This window comes from Pseudomonas sp. LB3P81 (genome assembly GCF_054897965.1).
Genome location: NZ_JBUBVG010000001.1, coordinates 3,723,237 through 3,742,548, shown reverse-complemented (window position 1 = coordinate 3,742,548; position 19,312 = coordinate 3,723,237). Strand labels below are relative to the sequence as shown.

18 protein-coding genes are annotated in these 19,312 nt (G+C 59.7%); 12 read left to right on the top strand and 6 right to left on the bottom strand.

The genetic code is table 11. The features are described 5' to 3' along the window. Positions 1-25: 25 nt before the first annotated feature. Positions 26-1,042 (top strand): hydrolase, encoded by a 1,017-nt coding sequence (locus tag ACYZTL_RS17260; protein ID WP_461952799.1) that lies wholly within the window; start codon positions 26-28, stop codon positions 1,040-1,042. 4 nt (positions 1,043-1,046) lie between these two features. Next, the gene (locus ACYZTL_RS17255; RefSeq protein WP_461952798.1) at positions 1,047-1,874 is read left to right on the top strand and encodes an AraC family transcriptional regulator; all 828 of its coding nucleotides are present in this window, start codon (positions 1,047-1,049) and stop codon (positions 1,872-1,874) included. Positions 1,875-1,961: 87 nt separating this feature from the next. Here ACYZTL_RS17255 and ACYZTL_RS17250 read toward each other — a convergent pair whose 3' ends face one another. Together ACYZTL_RS17250 and ACYZTL_RS17245 are read right to left on the bottom strand one after the other, a co-directional pair. Continuing rightward, entirely contained in the window at positions 1,962-2,816 is an 855-nt protein-coding gene (locus tag ACYZTL_RS17250; RefSeq protein ID WP_461952797.1) for a sulfurtransferase, read from the bottom strand. 32 nt (positions 2,817-2,848) lie between these two features. Then, on the bottom strand, positions 2,849-3,520 hold the full coding sequence (locus ACYZTL_RS17245; protein WP_461952796.1) for a TetR/AcrR family transcriptional regulator: 672 nt from the start codon (positions 3,518-3,520) through the stop codon (positions 2,849-2,851). A 146-nt stretch (positions 3,521-3,666) separates the two neighbouring features. Between ACYZTL_RS17245 and ACYZTL_RS17240 the strand changes: the two genes are divergently transcribed. From ACYZTL_RS17240 to ACYZTL_RS17220, 5 genes are all read left to right on the top strand, one after another. Next, on the top strand, positions 3,667-5,097 hold the full coding sequence (locus ACYZTL_RS17240; RefSeq protein WP_461952795.1) for a coniferyl aldehyde dehydrogenase: 1,431 nt from the start codon (positions 3,667-3,669) through the stop codon (positions 5,095-5,097). A gap of 29 nt (positions 5,098-5,126) precedes the next feature. After that, positions 5,127-5,672 carry a twin-arginine translocation pathway signal protein gene (locus ACYZTL_RS17235; RefSeq protein WP_461952794.1) on the top strand — a complete coding sequence of 182 codons (546 nt, stop codon included), beginning with the start codon at positions 5,127-5,129 and terminating at the stop codon, positions 5,670-5,672. A gap of 58 nt (positions 5,673-5,730) precedes the next feature. Next, positions 5,731-7,326 carry a GMC family oxidoreductase gene (locus tag ACYZTL_RS17230; protein ID WP_461952793.1) on the top strand — a complete coding sequence of 532 codons (1,596 nt, stop codon included), beginning with the start codon at positions 5,731-5,733 and terminating at the stop codon, positions 7,324-7,326. Between the two features lie 115 nt (positions 7,327-7,441). Further along, on the top strand, positions 7,442-7,921 hold the full coding sequence (gene coaD / locus ACYZTL_RS17225; RefSeq protein WP_461952792.1) for a pantetheine-phosphate adenylyltransferase: 480 nt from the start codon (positions 7,442-7,444) through the stop codon (positions 7,919-7,921). A gap of 170 nt (positions 7,922-8,091) precedes the next feature. Beyond that, positions 8,092-8,343 (top strand): YfhL family 4Fe-4S dicluster ferredoxin, encoded by a 252-nt coding sequence (locus tag ACYZTL_RS17220; RefSeq protein WP_003195146.1) that lies wholly within the window; start codon positions 8,092-8,094, stop codon positions 8,341-8,343. A 140-nt stretch (positions 8,344-8,483) separates the two neighbouring features. Here the strand turns inward: ACYZTL_RS17220 and ACYZTL_RS17215 are convergent, their stop codons facing one another. Genes ACYZTL_RS17215 through ACYZTL_RS17205 form a run of 3 tightly spaced genes read right to left on the bottom strand, consistent with a single transcriptional unit; the run spans position 8,484 to position 10,519 of the window. Next, positions 8,484-8,807, bottom strand: coding sequence for a multidrug transporter (locus ACYZTL_RS17215; RefSeq protein ID WP_461952791.1), 324 nt, complete (start codon positions 8,805-8,807; stop codon positions 8,484-8,486). Between the two features lie 54 nt (positions 8,808-8,861). Further along, complete coding sequence (mutM, locus tag ACYZTL_RS17210; RefSeq protein ID WP_461952790.1) at positions 8,862-9,674, bottom strand: bifunctional DNA-formamidopyrimidine glycosylase/DNA-(apurinic or apyrimidinic site) lyase; 813 nt, start codon at positions 9,672-9,674, stop codon at positions 8,862-8,864. A 29-nt stretch (positions 9,675-9,703) separates the two neighbouring features. Beyond that, complete coding sequence (locus ACYZTL_RS17205) at positions 9,704-10,519, bottom strand: HDOD domain-containing protein (protein WP_461954327.1); 816 nt, start codon at positions 10,517-10,519, stop codon at positions 9,704-9,706. A gap of 379 nt (positions 10,520-10,898) precedes the next feature. Between ACYZTL_RS17205 and ACYZTL_RS17200 the strand changes: the two genes are divergently transcribed. The 4 genes from ACYZTL_RS17200 to ilvD all read left to right on the top strand — a co-directional run bounded on the left by ACYZTL_RS17200 (position 10,899) and on the right by ilvD (position 16,385). Continuing rightward, complete coding sequence (locus ACYZTL_RS17200; RefSeq protein ID WP_017341306.1) at positions 10,899-12,095, top strand: class I SAM-dependent rRNA methyltransferase; 1,197 nt, start codon at positions 10,899-10,901, stop codon at positions 12,093-12,095. A gap of 238 nt (positions 12,096-12,333) precedes the next feature. After that, the gene (locus ACYZTL_RS17195; protein WP_461952789.1) at positions 12,334-13,530 is read left to right on the top strand and encodes an MFS transporter; all 1,197 of its coding nucleotides are present in this window, start codon (positions 12,334-12,336) and stop codon (positions 13,528-13,530) included. Positions 13,531-13,734: 204 nt separating this feature from the next. After that, positions 13,735-14,193, top strand: coding sequence for an REP-associated tyrosine transposase (locus tag ACYZTL_RS17190; protein ID WP_461952788.1), 459 nt, complete (start codon positions 13,735-13,737; stop codon positions 14,191-14,193). A 350-nt stretch (positions 14,194-14,543) separates the two neighbouring features. Next, positions 14,544-16,385, top strand: a complete 1,842-nt coding sequence (ilvD, locus tag ACYZTL_RS17185) for a dihydroxy-acid dehydratase (RefSeq protein ID WP_461952787.1) — start codon at positions 14,544-14,546, stop codon at positions 16,383-16,385. Between the two features lie 152 nt (positions 16,386-16,537). Here ilvD and ACYZTL_RS17180 read toward each other — a convergent pair whose 3' ends face one another. Next, entirely contained in the window at positions 16,538-17,593 is a 1,056-nt protein-coding gene (locus tag ACYZTL_RS17180) for an HAD family hydrolase (protein ID WP_461952786.1), read from the bottom strand. A 242-nt stretch (positions 17,594-17,835) separates the two neighbouring features. Between ACYZTL_RS17180 and ACYZTL_RS17175 the strand changes: the two genes are divergently transcribed. Further along, on the top strand, positions 17,836-19,227 hold the full coding sequence (locus ACYZTL_RS17175; protein ID WP_461952785.1) for an L-cystine transporter: 1,392 nt from the start codon (positions 17,836-17,838) through the stop codon (positions 19,225-19,227). Positions 19,228-19,312 lie beyond the last annotated feature (85 nt).

Below are 19,312 nucleotides of genomic sequence, written 5' to 3'. Positions count from 1 at the left end.
ATGCATCACTCTTTCGAGATTTGCCGTGCGCGCATTTTTGCCTCCCACCGGATCCCCTTTTCAATTCACGCCAGCTTTCGGCCTCGGCAACCCGCATCTGCAAACCTTGTGGGGACCGCTTTGGCGCAAAACCACGCACATCGAACGCGAGCGCGAACGCTTGTGGCTTGAGGATGGCGACTTTCTTGACCTGGACTGGCACGGCCCGCACAGCGCCGATACACCGCTGGTGCTCGTGTTGCACGGCCTGACCGGTTCTTCCAATTCGCCTTACGTGGCCGGCGTGCAAAAGGCGCTGGGCGCCCAGGGCTGGGCCAGCGTCGCGCTGAACTGGCGCGGTTGCTCGGGCGAACCAAATCTGTTGCCGCGCAGCTACCATTCCGGCGCCAGTGAAGACCTGGCCGAAGCCATCAAACACTTGCGCGCCAAACGGCCGCTCGCGCCGCTGTACGCGGTCGGTTATTCCCTCGGCGGCAACGTTTTGCTCAAACACTTGGGCGAGACCGGCAGCGACAGCGGCGTGCTCGGTGCCGTGGCGGTGTCGGTGCCGTTTCGGCTCGATCACTGCGCTGACCGTATCGGCCAGGGTTTCTCGAAGGTGTACCAAGCGCACTTCATGCGCGAGATGGTCACCTACATCAAGAACAAGCAGCGGAAGTTCCAGCATGACGGGCGCGAGGATGGCCTGGCGAAGCTGGCCGCCCTCGGCTCGCTGGAAAACATGCGCACCTTCTGGGATTTCGATGGCCGGGTCACCGCGCCGCTGCATGGTTTCACCGATGCGCAGGACTACTATCGCCGTGCCTCGAGTCGCTATTTCCTTGGCGAGATTCGCACGCCGACGCTGATCATTCAGGCCGCAGACGACCCGTTTGTGTTTCCTCACAGCCTGCCGCCAGTCGAGGAACTGTCCGCCTGTACTCAATTCGAACTGCAAGCCAAGGGCGGGCATGTCGGCTTCGTCGATGGCACGTTCCGGCAACCGGGTTACTACCTGGAACGGCGCATCCCACAGTGGCTGGCCGCCGTGGGTCGCGAGTAAACCGATGGATACCGATCAGGGCGAGTCGATCCGTTTCTGGCAAACGGCGCCGTTGGCCGGGGTCGAGTTGTTGTCCGCGCGCTACATCGAACACCGTTTCGCCCCCCATGTACATGACGGTTACGTGATCGGCATGATCATGGCCGGCGCTCAGCGTTATCGCTATCGCGGCGCCGAACACCTGGCGGGCAGCGGTACGCTGGTGTTGATCAACCCTGATGAATTGCACACCGGCCACAAGGGCACGGAAGACGGCTGGCTGTACCGGGCGTTTTATCCCGACAGCGGGCAGATTCTTTCGCTGCTGACCGAGCTGGAACTACCGACCCACACCTTGCCGGCGTTTGGCGCCACGCTGTATCGCGATCCGGATCTGGTGAAGGGTTTCTGCCAACTGCATCGCCTGCTCGAAACGCCGTCCACAGCCCTGCAACAGCAGACCGCCTGGCGGGAAATGATGCTGTCGTTGCTGCAACGTCACGCCGCCGTCCCGGACGCTGGTAAACCCGGCAAGGAACACCGGGCGGTGACCTTGGCCAAGGAACTGCTGCAGGCACAATTGGCAGCGCCGCCGTCGCTGGAAGAACTCGCGGCAGCGGTGAACCTGTCGCCGTTCCACTTCGCCCGGGTATTTCGCCGCACCACTGGCATGCCACCGCACACCTGGCTGATGCAGCAGCGCATCGCCCGGGCGCGGGCATTGTTGCAAGGCGGCTGTTTGCCGCTGGAAGTGGCCATGCAGCTGGGCTTTGCCGACCAGAGTCACCTGAATCGGCAGTTCAAGCAGGTTTACGGGGTTGGGCCGGGGGCGTATCGCAGTGCTCGACTTTAGAAACAAAAAGATCGCAGCCTTCGGCAGCTCCTACAGCTATACACATTCCTACTGTAGGAGCTGCCGAAGGCTGCGATCTTTTGATCTTTACTCGCCTTTGGCGACGCCGCGCGCAGGCTCGTTGATCCATTCGCTCCACGAGCCGGCATACAACGATCCCAACGGATATCCCGCGAGGCACAACGCAAACAGGTTATGGCAAGCCGTCACGCCCGAACCGCAGTACGCCACCAGATCAATCGGTGAACGATTGCCGAGTTTCGCCGCAAACCGCTGCTTGAGCTGATCGGCCGGCAGGAAATGCCCGTCGCTGCCCAGGTTGTCGGTGAACGCCGCGCATTGCGCGCCGGGAATGTGCCCGGCAATCGGGTCGATCGGTTCCACTTCACCCTTGAAGCGCGGCAAGGCGCGGGCATCGAGCAAGGTCAGCGCGGGTTGGCCGAGACGTTGCTGAAGCTGTTCGGCGCTCAGGATCAGCGCATTGTCCGGCGTCCCGGTAAAGGTCCCACGTTCAACACCGGGAGCATCTAGACTCAGAGGCAAACCCGCCGCGTGCCAGGCCTTGAGTCCGCCATCGAGGATGAACACGCCGTCGCGCTTGCCCAGCCAGGCCAGCAACCACCAGGCCCGCGCCGCGTAGGCGCCGGGACCGTCGTCATACAAAACCACTTCGCTGTCGGCATTGATGCCCCAGGCCTGCAAACGCTCGATCAAATCTTCAGGTTCGGGCAACGGATGGCGCCCGGTCACACCTTTGATCACTGTCCCGCTCAGGTCGCGCTCAAGATCGGCAAAACTCGACCCGGCGATATGCCCTTCGGCATAGCTGCGCTGGCCGTAATCCGGGTCTTCGAGGGCAAAACGACAATCCAGAATCACCCGCCCAGGCTGCTCCTTTTTCAGGTCCAGTGCTTGCGGGCTGATCAGTTGCGCAATGGGCATAACGGGCTCCAGTGATTTGGCGATGTCTGATCCTACTGTACTTCTTCCAGGGCTTGCGCCAGCGGCACGTAAAACTCTTCAAACAGTGCGTTGACCGCATCGCGGGACTGATCCGTGACGAACCCGGCCTCCAGCACCAGCACCTGGTAAACCCCACGTTTGATCGCCTGTTCGCTCAGGTGCTTGGAGTTTTCCCGCGTGGTGCACAGGAAACGCACCCAGGACGTCAGGATGATCCAGGCGTTGAGCGTCAGGGATTCGATCTGCACCCGATCCATCTCCAGGATGCCGGCCTCGACGAACCCTCTGTAGATCGCCGTGCCCTGGATCACGCAGCGTTGGGAAAAACGCCGGTAACGGGCAGCCAGTTCCGGATCGCTGTCGAGCAAGTGCTCAAGGTCACGGTGCAAAAACCGGTAGCGCCACATGGCCGCCAGCAACTCCTGGAGGTAGTAACGCTTGTCCTCGACCGTGGCGGCGCGCCCTTGGGGCGGGCGCAGGAAGCTGTCCACCAGGCTTTCGTACTCACTGAACAACACGGCGATGATCGCCTGCTTGTTGGGGAAGTGGTAGTACAGGTTGCCCGGGGAAATTTCCATGTGGGCAGCAATGTGGTTGGTGCTGATGCTGCGCTCGCCCTGCTGATTGAACAGCTCCAGGCTGTTCTGCACGATGCGCTCGCTGGTTTTGATCCGTGGGGCCATGGCTTGAGCTTTAATTCAGAGTGCGTTGACGGGCATCTTACGACCTATCCGCCCGTGGATAAAACAACGCTGCGCCAGGATGTCATTTGACTTTATAGAGCATGGACTCTAAAAAGTTCTTCACAACAATAAATCCGGAGATGACCATGACTGCTGAAATTGCCTACCTTCAGAACCTGCAGCAGCCACTGGAAGAACTCCAAACCTTGTTCGACGTCCAGCGCGCCGCCTATGCCGCCAACCCGATGCCACCGGCGGCGCAGCGCCAGCAATGGCTCAAAGCCCTGCGGGATTTGTTGAGCACTGAGCGCCAGGCGCTGGTCGACGCCATCAGCCAGGACTTCAGCCACCGCAGCGCCGATGAAACCCTGCTCGCCGAACTGATGCCGAGCCTGCACGGTATTCACTACGCCAGTCAGCACCTCAAAGGCTGGATGAAGCCTTCACGGCGCAAAGTCGGCGTTGCCTTCCAGCCCGCCTCGGCCAAAGTCGTTTATCAGCCGCTGGGGGTGGTCGGGGTGATCGTGCCCTGGAACTACCCGCTGTACCTGGCCATCGGCCCTTTGGTGGGTGCCTTGTCGGCGGGCAACCGGGTGATGCTCAAACTCAGCGAATCGACCCCCGCCACCGGTTTGCTGCTCAAGGAATTGCTGGCCCGGATCTTTCCCGAAGACCTGGTGTGCGTAGTGCTCGGCGAGGCCGATATCGGCGTGGCGTTTTCCCGTCTGCGTTTCGATCATCTGCTGTTCACCGGCGCCACCAGCATCGGTAAACATGTGATGCGCGCGGCGGCCGAAAACCTGACCCCGGTGACGCTGGAACTGGGCGGCAAATCTCCGGCCATCGTTTCCCGCGATGTGCCATTGAAAGATGCCGCCGAACGCATCGCGTTCGGCAAGACGCTCAACGCCGGACAAACCTGCGTGGCCCCGGACTACGTGCTGGTACCGGAAGACCGCGTAGGCTCTTTCATCGAAGCCTATCGTCAGGCGGTTCGCGGATTTTATCCGACACTGGCTGACAACCCGGACTACACCGCGATCATCAATGACCGACAACTGGCCCGACTCAACGGCTACATCAGCGATGCCACCAGCAAAGGCGCGCTGCTGATCCCGTTGTTCGACCAGGGTCAGGGGCGCCGCATGAGCCACAGCCTGCTGCTCAACGTCACCGACGAGATGATGGTGATGCAGGACGAAATCTTCGGCCCTCTGCTGCCGATCGTTCCGTACAAGGATCTGGATGAGGCGTTTGCCTACATCAACCAGCGACCTCGTCCGCTGGCGCTGTATTACTTCGGCTACGACAAGCGCGAACAAAACCGCGTCCTGCATCAGACCCATTCTGGCGGCGTGTGCCTGAACGACACGTTGCTGCATGTTGCCCAGGAGGACATGCCGTTCGGCGGCATCGGCGCCTCGGGCATGGGTCATTACCACGGCCACGAGGGCTTCCTGACCTTTAGTAAAGCCAAAGGTGTGCTGATCAAACAGCGTTTCAACGCGGCGAAGCTGATCTACCCGCCGTACGGCAAATCCATTCAGAAACTGATCCAGAAGCTGTTTATCCGCTAACGATCAAAATCCTTCGGGTAATAACAATAATGAGCCCAGGCCTGTCCGATACACCCGCGCTGTCACGGCGCGGCTTGCTTAAATTCAGCCTCGGCGCGAGTGCGTTTCTGGCCACGGCCGGACTGGGTGCGAGCCTCAGCGGCTGCTCTTCGAGTATTCCGGCCAACGGTTTCGCGATGTTGCGCAGCGGCGACCTGCTGTTTTTGCGGGCTCTGATCCCGGTGATGCTTGACGGTGCCGTGGCGGTCGAGAACCTGCCAACGGCCGTGGATGGCACCCTGAAAACCCTGGATAACGGGCTCGATCATCTGTCGCCGGAAATGCTCAAGCTGACTCGGCAACTGTTCGATGTGCTGGGGATGGCCGTGACTCGCGGGCCATTGACCGGAATCTGGGGCAGTTGGGAAAACGCCAGTGCCGACGAGATCCGGCATTTTCTTCAGCGCTGGGAAAACAGTTCGTTGAGCCTGTTGCGCATGGGGCACAGCTCGTTGCAGCAACTGGTGATGATGGCGTGGTACAGCCGGGCTGAATCGTGGGCGCATTGCGGGTATCCCGGGCCGCCTGCGGTTTGAGACCGAGTCGTCCCCTTCGCATCACCACAGAATCCAAAAACAACAAGAGAACCCGAACATGCCCGTACCCGACCCGTTCCGCGAAGGCATGGCCCGCGGCTGGAAAACCTACAACGGCTCGCAACTGACCGAAAACCTGACCCTTGAAGCGGACGTAGCAATCATCGGCAGCGGCGCGGGTGGTGGCACCACCGCCGAAATCCTCAGCGCCGCCGGCTACAAGGTGTTGCTGATCGAAGAAGGTCCGCTCAAGACCAGCAGCGATTTCAAGCTGCTCGAAGACCAGGCCTACACCAGCCTCTATCAGGAAGGCATCGGCCGCATGAGCAAGGATGGCGCGATCACCATCCTCCAAGGCCGGGCGGTGGGCGGTACTACGCTGATCAACTGGACGTCGAGCTTTCGTACCCCGGACCCGACGCTCGAACACTGGGCCAATGAGCACGACGTCAAAGGCCACAGCCCGGCCGAAATGGCACCGTGGTTCGAGAAAATGGAGCAACGTCTGGGCGTCGCGCCCTGGATGGTCCCGCCGAACGCCAATAACGACGTGATCCGCAAGGGCTGCGAGAAGCTCGGTTACACCTGGCACGTCATCCCGCGCAACGTGCGTGGCTGCTGGAACCTCGGTTATTGCGGCATGGGCTGCCCGACCAACGCCAAGCAATCGATGATGGTGACGACGATTCCGGCGACCCTGGAAAAGGGTGGCGAGCTGCTTTACCTGGCCCGCGCTGAAAAATTAGTGATCCAGGACAGCAAGGTCACGGGCCTGCAGTGCGTGGCGATGGACGACCGTTGCGTCGCCCCCACGGGCAGGACGATCACGGTCAAGGCGCGGCATTACGTGCTGGCCGGCGGCGGGATCAACAGCCCCGCGCTGCTGTTGCGCTCGGATGCGCCAGACCCGCACAAGCGGCTGGGCAAACGGACCTTTCTGCATTTGGTAAACATGTCCGCCGGGCTGTTCGACGAGGTGATCAACCCGTTCTACGGCGCGCCGCAGTCGATCTACTCCGACCACTTCCAATGGCAGGACGGCACGACCGGCAAGATGGCTTACAAACTCGAAGTGCCACCGCTGCACCCGGCGCTGGCGGCCACCCTGCTCGGCGGTTACGGCAAGGAAAACGCGCAGCACATGGAAAATCTGCCCCATACACACGCCATGCTCGCATTGCTGCGCGACGGTTTTCACCCGGACAGCCCCGGCGGCAGTGTCGAACTGCGCGGTGACAACACGCCGGTGCTCGATTATCAGGTTTCAGCCTACGCCTGGGACGGTTTACGCCGCGCGTTCCACAGCATGGCCGAGATCCAGTTCGCCGGTGGCGCCAACGCCGTCATGCCAATGCACGCCGACGCGCGTTACGTGAAAACCCTGGCCGAAGCGCGCACGCTGATCGACGGGTTGAGCCTCGAGCTGTATCGCACACGCCTGGGCAGTGCCCATGTGATGGGCGGTTGTGCCATGGGCGAAGACCCGAAAAACGCCGTGACCGACAGCCTTGGCCGGCATCATCAACTCAGCAACCTGTCGATCCACGACGGCTCGCTGTTCCCCACCAGCATTGGCGCAAACCCGCAATTGTCGGTCTACGGGCTGACCGCGCAATTGGCGACTTCGCTCGCCGAACGTTTGAAAAACCCGTGAAAAGAGCGAATATTCCCATCGTCTATAGTGCTTTCTTACCCAACAGGCGACTTGGCCGACCGGGAAGGCTGCGATACCATCCGACTCCCCAACGGACTCCCGCCAGGACGACGCGATGAACCGAGTGTTGTACCCAGGTACCTTCGACCCTATTACCAAGGGCCATGGCGACTTGGTCGAACGCGCCGCGCGCCTGTTCGATCATGTGATCATCGCCGTCGCTGCCAGCCCGAAGAAAAACCCGTTGTTTCCCCTGGAACAGCGTGTGGAGATGGCCCGCGAGGTCACTAAACATCTGCCGAACGTTGAAGTCGTCGGCTTCTCGACGCTGTTGGCGCATTTCGCCAAAGAGAAGAATGCCAACGTGTTCCTGCGTGGTTTACGCGCGGTTTCGGACTTCGAATACGAATTTCAGCTGGCCAACATGAACCGTCAGCTGGCGCCGGACGTGGAAAGCCTGTTTCTTACGCCGTCCGAGCGTTATTCGTTCATCTCCTCGACGCTGGTCCGTGAAATCGCGGCCCTGGGCGGCGATATCACCAAATTCGTCCACCCTGCGGTGGCGGACGCCCTCACCGAACGCTTCAAGAAATAAACCTGTAGGAGCGAGCTTGCTGGCGATGGACGTTAACGGTGACGAGGGCTGCCTGAATGAACGCGGCGCTCTCCCGTCCATCGCCAGCAAGCTGGCTCCTACAGCGCCAATGCGGCACAATTGCGCATTGGTTTATTGCGCCCGGGCCTTGCGCCCCGGCTGGAGTTAGCATGTCCCTGATCATCACCGACGATTGCATCAATTGCGACGTCTGCGAACCCGAGTGCCCGAACGCCGCCATTTCCCAGGGCGAAGAGATCTACGTGATCGACCCGAACCTGTGCACACAGTGTGTCGGCCACTACGACGAACCTCAGTGCCAGCAGGTCTGCCCGGTGGATTGCATTCCGCTGGACGAGGCGCATCCGGAGACTGAAGAGCAGTTGATGGAGAAGTACCGGAAGATTACCGGCAAGGCTTGATTCCGATATTTTGTAGCGTTTATTCGGGCCTCTTCGCGAGCAAGCCCGCTCCCACAGGGGTTTTGTGAACGACGCAGATCCAGTGTGGGAGCGGGCTTGCTCGCGAAAGGGCCATCAGCTACACCGAAGATCTAACTGATTCACTCCCGCTGCTCAAACCCCTCCCCGATACACCCCAGACACCGCACAAACGCCGCTTTCGCCGGGTCGACCACCAGCGCCTGCCCCGCATCGCCAACATTGCCGCCCAACGCGGTAAACGGCAACGACACCACAAACGCCCCCGCGCCGATCACCGTTGCCGCGACCAGCAAGGGTCGGGCAATCAGCAAATCGCCGAGCATGGCGTAGGCCGGGGGGTTCTGGATGGTGTAGCGCGGATCACCGCTGCCGGTCTTTGCCGCCAGCACTGGCGTACCGACGCTCAGCAGCGTAACGACGACAAGGGTTCGAAACAGGTTCATGGCGCGGTCCTTCGACTAGGCAGTGAGAACACTGACTATAGACCGTAGGAGATATCAGCTCTGGCAGCGAGGGCAAAAGACGCTGGCGCGCTGCCCGAGTTTGACTTCCCGCAGCTCTGTTCCACACACCTTGCACGGTTGGCTACCACGGCCATACACGAACAATTCCTGCTGGAAATAACCGGGCTGACCGTCGCCGCCGATAAAGTCGCGCAACGTCGTGCCGCCGCGCTCGATGGCGGCGGCCAGAATGCGTTTGATCTCGATGGCCAGCTTCAGATAGCGCGCCCGGGAAATGCTCTTGGCCTCACGACGCGGGTCGATACCGGCCGCAAACAACGCTTCAGTCGCGTAGATATTGCCTACGCCGACCACCACCGCGTTGTCCATGATGAACGGCTTGACCGCTATCGAACGCCCACGGGACTGCTGGAACAAGCGCTCGCCGTCGAACAGGTCGGTCAACGGCTCCGGCCCCAGGCGAATCAACAATTCGTGGTTGAGCGGGTCGAGGCTCCAGAGCATCGCGCCAAAGCGTCGCGGGTCGGTATAACGCAGGGCCAGGCCCGACTCCAGTTCGATATCTACATGCTCATGCTTGGCGGCCGGCATACCGACTTCCACCAGACGCAAATTGCCCGACATCCCCAAATGGCTGATTAGCGTGCCGACCTCGGCGTTGATCAACAGGTACTTGGCGCGCCGTTCCACCAGCACGATGCGCTGACCAGAGAGCCGCACATCCAGGTCTTCAGGGATCGGCCAGCGCAGGCGACGCTCACGCACAATCACCCGGCTGACGCGCTGACCTTCCAGATAGGGCGCAATACCGCGGCGGGTGGTTTCGACTTCCGGCAGTTCTGGCATGGAGCTCTCGAATCAGGCTCTCACCACACTCAGCGGTGAGTGCCGAGGTCGCGAATCGTTTGTTTGAGGGTTTCGAAGTCGTATTCCGAGAGGCCCACGTAATCAAGCACCAACACCGCGATGCTGTTCCATTCATGGTCCTCGTTCTGGTTGCCCAGTACCCGGTAGGACGCACAAATGTGCTCGGCCATTTTCAGGATCGCCAGCAGGTTTTTCAGCTGGCTGTTGCGCGAAGACTCATCGCTGAAAATCGCCAGCGTATTGTGGTGATTGGCGATTGCGGCACTCACGTGCTCCGGCAGGCGCCAGGATTTGGCCGTGTAGTAACCGACGACCGCGTGGTTGGTATTGAACACCCGATTTTCAGTGTCCACCACCCGGCATTCAGCACTCGCGTTGGCGTAGGCCACTTCGAGTGTCGTCATGTAGTCAGGGAAACGCTGCAACATCAGCGGCACGCCGCAGTCGTGGAACAGGCCCAAGGCATACGCTTCATCGCCGGCCTCGATACCGATGCGCTTGGCCAGAGTCAGGCACGTCATCGCCACGTCCTGAGCGGTGTCCCAGAAACGGTTCAGGGTGACGATGGTGTCATCGTTCATTTCACCCTTGATCGACTGTGCGTTGATCAGGTTGATGATCGAACGGCTACCCAGCAGATTCACCGCACGCTGGATCGAGGCGATCTTGTTGCTCAAGCCGTAATACGGCGAGTTGACGATTTTGAGCAGGGAACCAGAGAGACCTGGGTCCTGGGAAATCAGCTTGGCGATCACTTCCAGATCCGGATCGGGCATGTACTGCTCCATCTGCAAATCCACCATGATTTGCGGTTGGGCCGGCACGCTGATGCCTTGCAAGGACTGTTGGATCTGTTCGGTGGTCAGCTCTTGGGACATAGGTACACACTCTGGGACAGGTGGAGATTCTAACCTTTATAAAGTTTGATCCGACACATCGGCCGGCATATCGCCTGAAGTTTCATAAATTTCCCAATCCGTCTCCTGAGCGCAGTGCATCCCCCTGTGGCGAGGGAGCTTGCTCCCGCTCGGCTGCGAAGCAGACGCAAACCCAGCGAATGCAGTCCGTCTGATGTACTGCAACAACCGTAGTTGGGACGGCTCCGCCGTCCAGCGGGAGCAAGCTCCCTCGCCACATGTCCACCTCCAAACCTGTCAGCGCTGCAACACGCTATACTCCCGCTCTTTTTTCCGGAGCGACGTCATGTCCCTGCCTAGCCTGCGCCTCAAAGCCAACGCCGACCGTCGCCTGCGAAACGGCCACTTGTGGGTCTACAGCAACGAAATCGATGTAGCCGCCACCCCGTTGCACGGCTTCAAGGCTGGCGATCAGGCGATTCTCGAAGCCGCCGGCGGCAAGCCGCTGGGCATCGTTGCCATGAGCCCGAACAACCTGATCTGCGCCCGCCTGCTGTCGCGTGACATCAAGCTGCCGCTGGACAAATCGCTGCTGGTGCATCGCTTGAACGTCGCCCTGTCCCTGCGCGATCGCCTGTTCGACAAGCCGTTCTATCGCCTGGTCTACGGCGACTCCGACCTGCTGCCAGGTCTGGTGGTCGACCGTTTCGGCGACATTCTGGTGGTGCAGATCGCTTCGGCGACCATGGAAGCCCATAAAGACGACGTGATCGCGGCGCTGACCCAAGTGCTCAAGCCAAGCGGCATTCTGTTCAAGAACGACTCCGCCGCCCGCGATGCCGAAGGCCTCAACCGCTACGTCGAAACCGTGTTCGGCCTGGTGCCGGAGTGGGTGGCGCTGGAAGAGAACGGCGTGAAGTTCGAAGCGCCGGTCATTCAAGGCCAAAAAACCGGCTGGTTCTACGACCACCGCATGAACCGCGCGCGCCTGGCCCCTTACGCCAAAGGCAAACGCGTACTGGATCTGTACAGCTACATCGGCGGCTGGGGCGTGCAAGCGGCCGCATTCGGTGCCAGTGAAGTGTTCTGCGTCGACGCTTCGGCCTTCGCCCTCGACGGCGTCGAGCGCAACGCCGCGCTGAACGGCTTTGCCGAGAAAATGACCTGCATCGAAGGCGACGTCTTCGAAGCCCTGAAAGAACTGAAAGCCAGCGAAGAACGTTTCGACGTGATCGTGGCCGATCCGCCGGCGTTCATCAAACGCAAGAAAGACATGAAAAACGGTGAAGGCGCCTACCGTCGCCTGAACGAGCAAGCCATGCGCCTGCTCAGCAAGGACGGCATCCTGGTCAGCGCTTCGTGCTCGATGCACCTGCCGGAAGACGATCTGCAGAACATCCTGCTGACCAGCGCCCGTCACCTGGACCGCAACATCCAGATGCTGGAACGTGGCGGTCAGGGCCCGGATCACCCAGTGCACCCGGCCATCGCTGAAACCCGCTACATCAAGAGCATCACCTGCCGGTTGCTGCCAAACAGCTAACAACAAAAAACCACTGTAGGAGCGAGCTCGCTCGCGAAAATTGTCAACGATAACGCTGACAGCCTGACACAACGCAGCGTTCTCAGGTTTTTCGCGAGCGAGCTCGGTCCTACAGCATTAACCGGCATCAAAACAGGAAGCCTCCTACAGCGCTTTTGATTGAATTCCCTGCGTCCCAGACTAGTATCGGTTTCTGGTTTCAAGCATGAACGCTTGATCACTCCGGAAAACAAAAACAATGTCTGAGTCCTCCTGCCCCCCTCTAAACGCCGATCTGAAACGCCAACGAGTCTCCCGCTTTATCCTGATTACCAATATCTCGTTAATCAGTTTTTTTCCGCTGAACATCCTCCTGCCTTCTTTTCCTGCCTTGGCCGCGAAGTTCGACACTTCAACCGCTGACATCGCCCTTTCCATCAGCTTGTTCACGCTGGTTTTTGCGTTTTCTCAATTAATAACCGGCCCGCTTTCAGATAAGTGGGGGCGCAAGGAAGTTCTTCTTGGTTGCATCGTTGTTTCTACACTCGGCTCGATAGGCTGCGCGCTGGCGACGGACTACCTGAGCTTCCTGCTATTTCGCGCCGTCCAAGCCATCGGGTGTGGTTTCTTTGTGCTGGGTCATGCACTGGTGGAGGACTTGTACGATGAACAGGACCGGGCCCGGGTGCGCATTTATTACATGACACTGAGCGGTTCCTTTGTTGCGCTGTCACCGCTGTTCGGCTCATGGCTACAAACCACGTTCGATTGGCAGGGCAGTTTTTATGGTTTTGCGCTCATGGCGCTTGGCATGTTTATCCATGCCCAACTGATATTGCCTTCCAAGGAAGCAATCCCAGAAAAAACACCCGTTTCAGTCATCCGCACGCTGAAATCCATCGCTGGAAATAGAGACTTCATCCGTTATTGGTGGATAGCCGCGTTAGTGTTCGCTTGTTATTTCGCGTTGATCAGCGTGACACCGCTGATTTTCATGGATGAGTTGAAACTGTCCGAGTACCAGTACGCGTGGGTACTTATGGTGTATGGAGTCGCCTATTTTCTTGGTGGATTAGTTGCTACCACCGTGCAGAAACATATCTCCCTCTCTCTGCAAATCAACATCGGCCTTGGATTACTGGGTACCGCCGGTGTGTTGTTGGCGTTGATCATCAGTTTTGAGGCGATGACGACCATCACCTTACTCATACCGATGCTGATCAGTGCTTTGGCGGTCACATTGGTTCGGCCTGCCGCCATTTCCGCAGCCATGTTGCTGTTCTCAAGTAGCGCCGGGACGGCGGCATCTGCAGGCAATAGCATCATGTTCATCACCGCCGCCGTCAGCAGCGCCGCCCTCGCACAAGCCGGGGTCAACTTGCTGATGACCATCGCTGTCAGCTTCATCATCTTCAGCCTTTGGGGCTTGCTGACGAGTTACAGAATCGGCCGCTAACGCGTTTCACCCTTGTAGGAGCGAGCTCGCTCGCGAGGGTCGTCAACGATAACGCTGGCAGCCTGACACCCCGTGGCGCTCTCAGGCTTTTCGCGAGCGAGCTCGCTCCTACATATACGCGACACATCCAGAACCACTGTCGCAGCGACAACCACCCGTCTCGCACCTACCGTTTGTCTTCATTTTTCAGAAGAGGACAACGGAATGTCCAGCACACCAAAAGCCCATTGCTTACGTATCGGCCGTCGCTCGGAGCCCGGCCGGGTCTACTTGCTGACCGCTGTTACTCATCAACGACAACTGATATTCAAGGATTGGCGCATGGGTCGGTTACTGGTCAACGAGTTCAGAAGAGCTCAGGAAACCGGCACCGTTACTTCCCTATCCTGGGTGGTCATGCCGGATCACTTTCACTGGCTGGTTGAGTTGCATAACAAGGATTTGCCGAAACTGATGCAAGTCACCAAATCCCGCTGTGCGCGACTCATCAATAACGAACGAGGCTTTTCAGCACCCGTTTGGCAAAAGGGCTACTTCGACCGCGCTCTGCGTCGCGAGGACGATCTGAAAGCGATGGCTCGATATATCGTTGCCAATCCGTTGCGAGCAGGGTTAGTTGAGCATATCGGCGAATATCCGCTATGGGACGCGATCTGGATCTGAACACGGGCCAATGTAGGAGCGAGCTTGCTCGCGATGGTCGTCAACGATAACGCTCGCAAGCTGACACCCCGCGGCGTTCTCGCGTTCATCGCGAGCAAGCTCGCTCCTACAGGGATACCAGCCGAACGTCTCGTGGATGCGTGGAGCCATTCCCTCCCGCCGCCAGCCGTGTAGAATCGCGACATTCATCGCCAGTCATCCCCCGGCGGGTTTATGAGCTCAAGCTGAAGCGCGCGGCGATCCCGCAAAGTTATCGGCAACTTCCGGACACACGGCCATTTCTGAGTGTTCCAGACGTCAATAGAAGCTCACTTCCCTTTTGATACCTGATTAGCCGCCCGGAGTGCTTCATGCCTGATTACCGCTCGAAAACATCCACCCACGGCCGCAACATGGCCGGTGCCCGCGCACTGTGGCGCGCCACGGGGATGAAAGATGACGACTTCAAAAAGCCGATCATCGCCATTGCCAACTCCTTCACCCAGTTCGTACCGGGCCACGTCCACCTCAAGGACCTGGGCCAACTGGTCGCCCGCGAAATCGAACGCGCCGGCGGTGTGGCAAAAGAATTCAACACCATCGCCGTGGACGACGGCATCGCCATGGGCCACGACGGCATGCTGTATTCGCTGCCGAGCCGCGAGATCATCGCCGACTCCGTCGAGTACATGGTCAACGCCCACTGCGCCGACGCCATCGTCTGCATTTCCAACTGCGACAAGATCACCCCCGGCATGCTGATGGCGTCCCTGCGCCTGAACATCCCGGTGATCTTCGTGTCCGGCGGTCCGATGGAAGCCGGCAAGACCAAACTGGCCAGCCACGGTCTCGACCTGGTCGACGCCATGGTGATCGCCGCCGACTCCAGCGCTTCTGACGAGAAAGTCGCCGAGTACGAGCGCAGCGCCTGCCCGACGTGCGGTTCGTGCTCTGGCATGTTCACCGCCAACTCGATGAACTGCCTGGTTGAAGCCCTCGGTCTCGCGTTGCCGGGCAATGGTTCGACCTTGGCCACCCACAGCGACCGCGAACAGCTGTTCCTACAGGCCGGCCGCACCATCGTCGAGCTGTGCAAGCGTTACTACGGCGAGAACGACGAGTCGGTATTGCCGCGCAACATCGCCAGCTTCAAGGCGTTCGAAAACGCCATGACCCTGGACATCGCCATGGGCGGTTCCACCAACACCATCCTGCACTTGCTGGCCGCCGCCCAGGAAGCCGAGATCGATTTCGACCTGCGCGACATCGACCGTCTTTCCCGCCATGTGCCGCAACTGTGCAAAGTCGCGCCGAACATCCAGAAGTACCACATGGAAGACGTGCACCGCGCCGGCGGGATCTTCAGCATCCTCGGTTCGCTGGCCCGTGGCGGCCTGCTGCACACCGACCTGCCGACCGTGCACAGCAAGACCCTGGCCGAAGGCATCGCCAAGTGGGACATCACCCAGACCGACGACGAAGCGGTGCATCACTTCTTCAAGGCCGGCCCGGCGGGCATCCCGACGCAAACCGCGTTCAGCCAGTCGACCCGTTGGGAAACCCTGGATGACGACCGTGAAAACGGCTGCATCCGCAGTGTCGAGCACGCTTATTCGAAAGAAGGCGGCCTGGCCGTTCTCTACGGCAACATCGCGCTGGACGGCTGCGTGGTGAAAACCGCCGGCGTCGACGAGTCGATCCACGTGTTCGAAGGCAACGCGAAGATCTTCGAAAGCCAGGACAGCGCCGTACGCGGCATCCTCGCGGACGAAGTGAAGGCCGGCGACATCGTGATCATTCGTTACGAAGGCCCGAAAGGCGGCCCGGGCATGCAGGAAATGCTGTACCCGACGTCGTACCTGAAATCCAAAGGTCTGGGCAAAGCCTGCGCCCTGCTCACCGACGGCCGTTTCTCCGGCGGCACCTCGGGCCTGTCCATCGGCCACGCTTCGCCAGAAGCGGCGGCGGGCGGCGCGATTGGTCTGGTGCAGGACGGCGACAAAGTGCTGATCGACATTCCGAACCGCTCGATCAACCTGTTGGTCAGCGACGAAGAATTGGCCGGCCGCCGTGCCGAGCAGGATCAGAAAGGCTGGAAGCCTGTGGAAAAACGCCCACGTAAAGTGACCACCGCGCTGAAGGCCTACGCCCTGCTGGCGACCAGCGCCGACAAGGGTGCTGTGCGTAACAAGGCGATGCTTGACGGGTTGTAATGCTTAACCGTTGAACAAAAAATGCCCCGCCAAGTGCGGGGCATTTTTGTTTGCGGCGGTCCCTGTAGGAGCTGCCGCAGGCTGCGATCTTTTCCAGCTTCAGCGCAGGCCCCGGAAGATCAAGATCAAAAGATCGCAGGCTTCGCCAGCTCCTACTGGATTTCTGCCGGTGTGACGATCACCCAGTTCTTGTCCGCCGTCACCGGCAACCCTTCCTTGGCCTGAGCCGCAGCGTGCTTGGCCATCATGCCGTTAATCTGGGTCATGTATTTGTCCTTGCGGTTGACCCACAAGTGGATGCCGCCCTTGGCCACGTCCACATCGTGGAACAGCATGTAGCCATCGCTGCTCGGGGTGTCGCCGCCGATCAGTACCGGTTTTTTCCACTCATCGATGTAGGTCAGAATCGCCGCGTGCTTGCCGGCCATCCAGGTCGCCGGGGTCCAAAGGTACGGGGTCAGTTCGAGGCCGAGGTTGGCCTTCTCGTCATACTTGCCAGCGGTGATTTGCTTGCGCGCCGTGGTCAGCTCACCGGACTTTTGATCCTTGAGCAGCAGGCTCACGCCGATAACGTTCTGCGGTTTGACGTTGTAGCCGTACTTGGGATCGGCAGCGACCATGCGCACCAGCTCTTCAGAGGCGGCGGTCATCACGTAGACCTCGATGCCGTTCTCCATCAGCTTGTTGTAGAGCTCTTTCTGGCCGGTGAAGATCTTCGGCGGGTTGACGTCGAGGTTCTTGACCACGTCGCCTTCGTAATAGGTGGCCGGCACCGGTTTGCCGGACGCCATCATTTCATCGACATGGCCCTTGAGCTCCTGGAGCGTGAAACCGGAGAACACCTGGGCGACCCATGGGTAGCAAACCATGTCGTCGAGTTCGCAGAGGCGGTAGTAATAGCTGAACAGGCTTTCCTTGTGATCAGCGGTGTCCTTGAACGGCATCAGTTTCAGGGAGGGATCGAGTTTCTCGCGGGTGATCAGGCCCTTGTTCTCCATGAACGGCAGCAACGACTCTTCGAGGTCGTAGCGGTAACTGGTGTTGTCCATGTCGAACACCGCGTAGTTACCCTTGTTGGCGTTGGCCGCGATCATCGCGTCCAGCGCCTTGGCCTGATCGGCTGGCCAATGCTTCAAATCCGTGGCGAGGACCTGGCCGGCGAGGCCAAGGCAGAGTGCAGCAGCCAGAAATTTCGGTGCGAGTTTCATCGACAGTTCTCCCTGATATCAAAGATATCGACGCTAACAAATACGTGTGACAGTCCTCGTCTGTCAGCGACGGCGAACGCACCTATCGCGCCAGCTGCATCCCTGTGAGCGACAACTGCTTATTCCAAAAACGACAGCTATCAGACTTTTTTGATATTAATTCATTGAAAATCAAGCTGTTAGGCTTGCCGGTTCGCAGCTGCCCCGGAAGGTGGCTGGCATAAGTCACTATCGGAGCCTTTATGAATCTGCCGCTGATTCTCAATTTGCTGGTGTTCCTCGCGTTACTGTTTGGCCTGGCACAAACCCGCCACACCACCTGGAGCCTGGCGAAAAAAGTCCTGCTCGCTTTGGGGTTGGGTGTCGCGTTCGGCGTCGCTTTGCACACGATTTACGGTGCCGGCAATCCGGTGCTGAAAGCCTCGATCGGCTGGTTCGATCTGGTGGGCAACGGTTACGTGCAGTTGCTGCAAATGATCGTGATCCCGCTGGTGTTCGCCTCGATCCTCAGCGCCGTGGCACGCCTGCACAACGCTTCGTCGCTGGGCAAGATCAGCTTCCTGACCATCGGCACGCTGCTGTTCACCACCGCGATCGCAGCGCTGATCGGTATCGGTCTGACCAACCTGTTCGGCCTGACGGCTGAAGGGCTGGTGGCCGGCACGCAGGAAATGGCCCGTCTGCAAACCATTCAGACCGACTACGCGGGCAAGGTCGCCGACTTGAATGTGCCGCAGTTGCTGCTGTCGTTCATCCCGCAAAACCCGTTCGCCGACCTGGCCCGCGCCAAGCCGACGTCGATCATCAGCGTGGTGATTTTCGCGGCCTTACTCGGCGTCGCCGCCCTGCAATTGCTCAAGGACGATGTCGAAAAAGGTCAAAAAGTGATCAACGCCATCGACACCCTGCAAGCCTGGGTGATGCGTCTGGTGCGTCTGGTGATGAAACTGACCCCGTACGGCGTATTGGCGCTGATGACCAAAGTGGTCGCCGGTTCCAACCTGCAAGACATCATCAAGCTCGGCAGTTTTGTGGTGGTGTCCTATATCGGCCTGGGCCTGATGTTTGTGGTCCACGGCGTGCTGGTGTCGGCGGCCGGGATCAACCCGCTGCGCTTCTTCCGCAAGATCTGGCCGGTGCTGACGTTTGCCTTCACCAGCCGTTCGAGCGCGGCGACAATTCCGCTGAGCATCGAAGCGCAGACCAGCCGTCTGGGCATTCCGCAGTCCATCGCCAGTTTCGCCGCATCGTTCGGCGCGACCATTGGCCAGAACGGCTGTGCCGGCCTGTACCCGGCGATGTTGGCGGTGATGGTAGCGCCGACCGTGGGCATCAACCCGCTGGACCCGCTGTGGATCGCGATGCTGGTGGCGATTGTGACGCTGAGTTCGGCCGGTGTGGCCGGTGTCGGTGGTGGAGCGACCTTCGCGGCGCTGATCGTGTTGCCGGCGATGGGCTTGCCGGTGTCACTGGTGGCGTTGCTGATTTCGGTTGAGCCGCTGATTGATATGGGGCGTACGGCGTTGAACGTGAGTGGTTCGATCACGGCCGGGGCGATTACCAGCCAGATGATGCAGCAGACGGATAAAGAACTGCTGGATGCGGATGAGCATTCGGAGTTGGCTCAGGCTTAAGTTTTTCATCGCCTGAGCGGGCCTCTTCGCGAGCAAGCCCGCTCCCACATTAGTCCTGCTGCGTACATAGATCCTGTATCCGCTG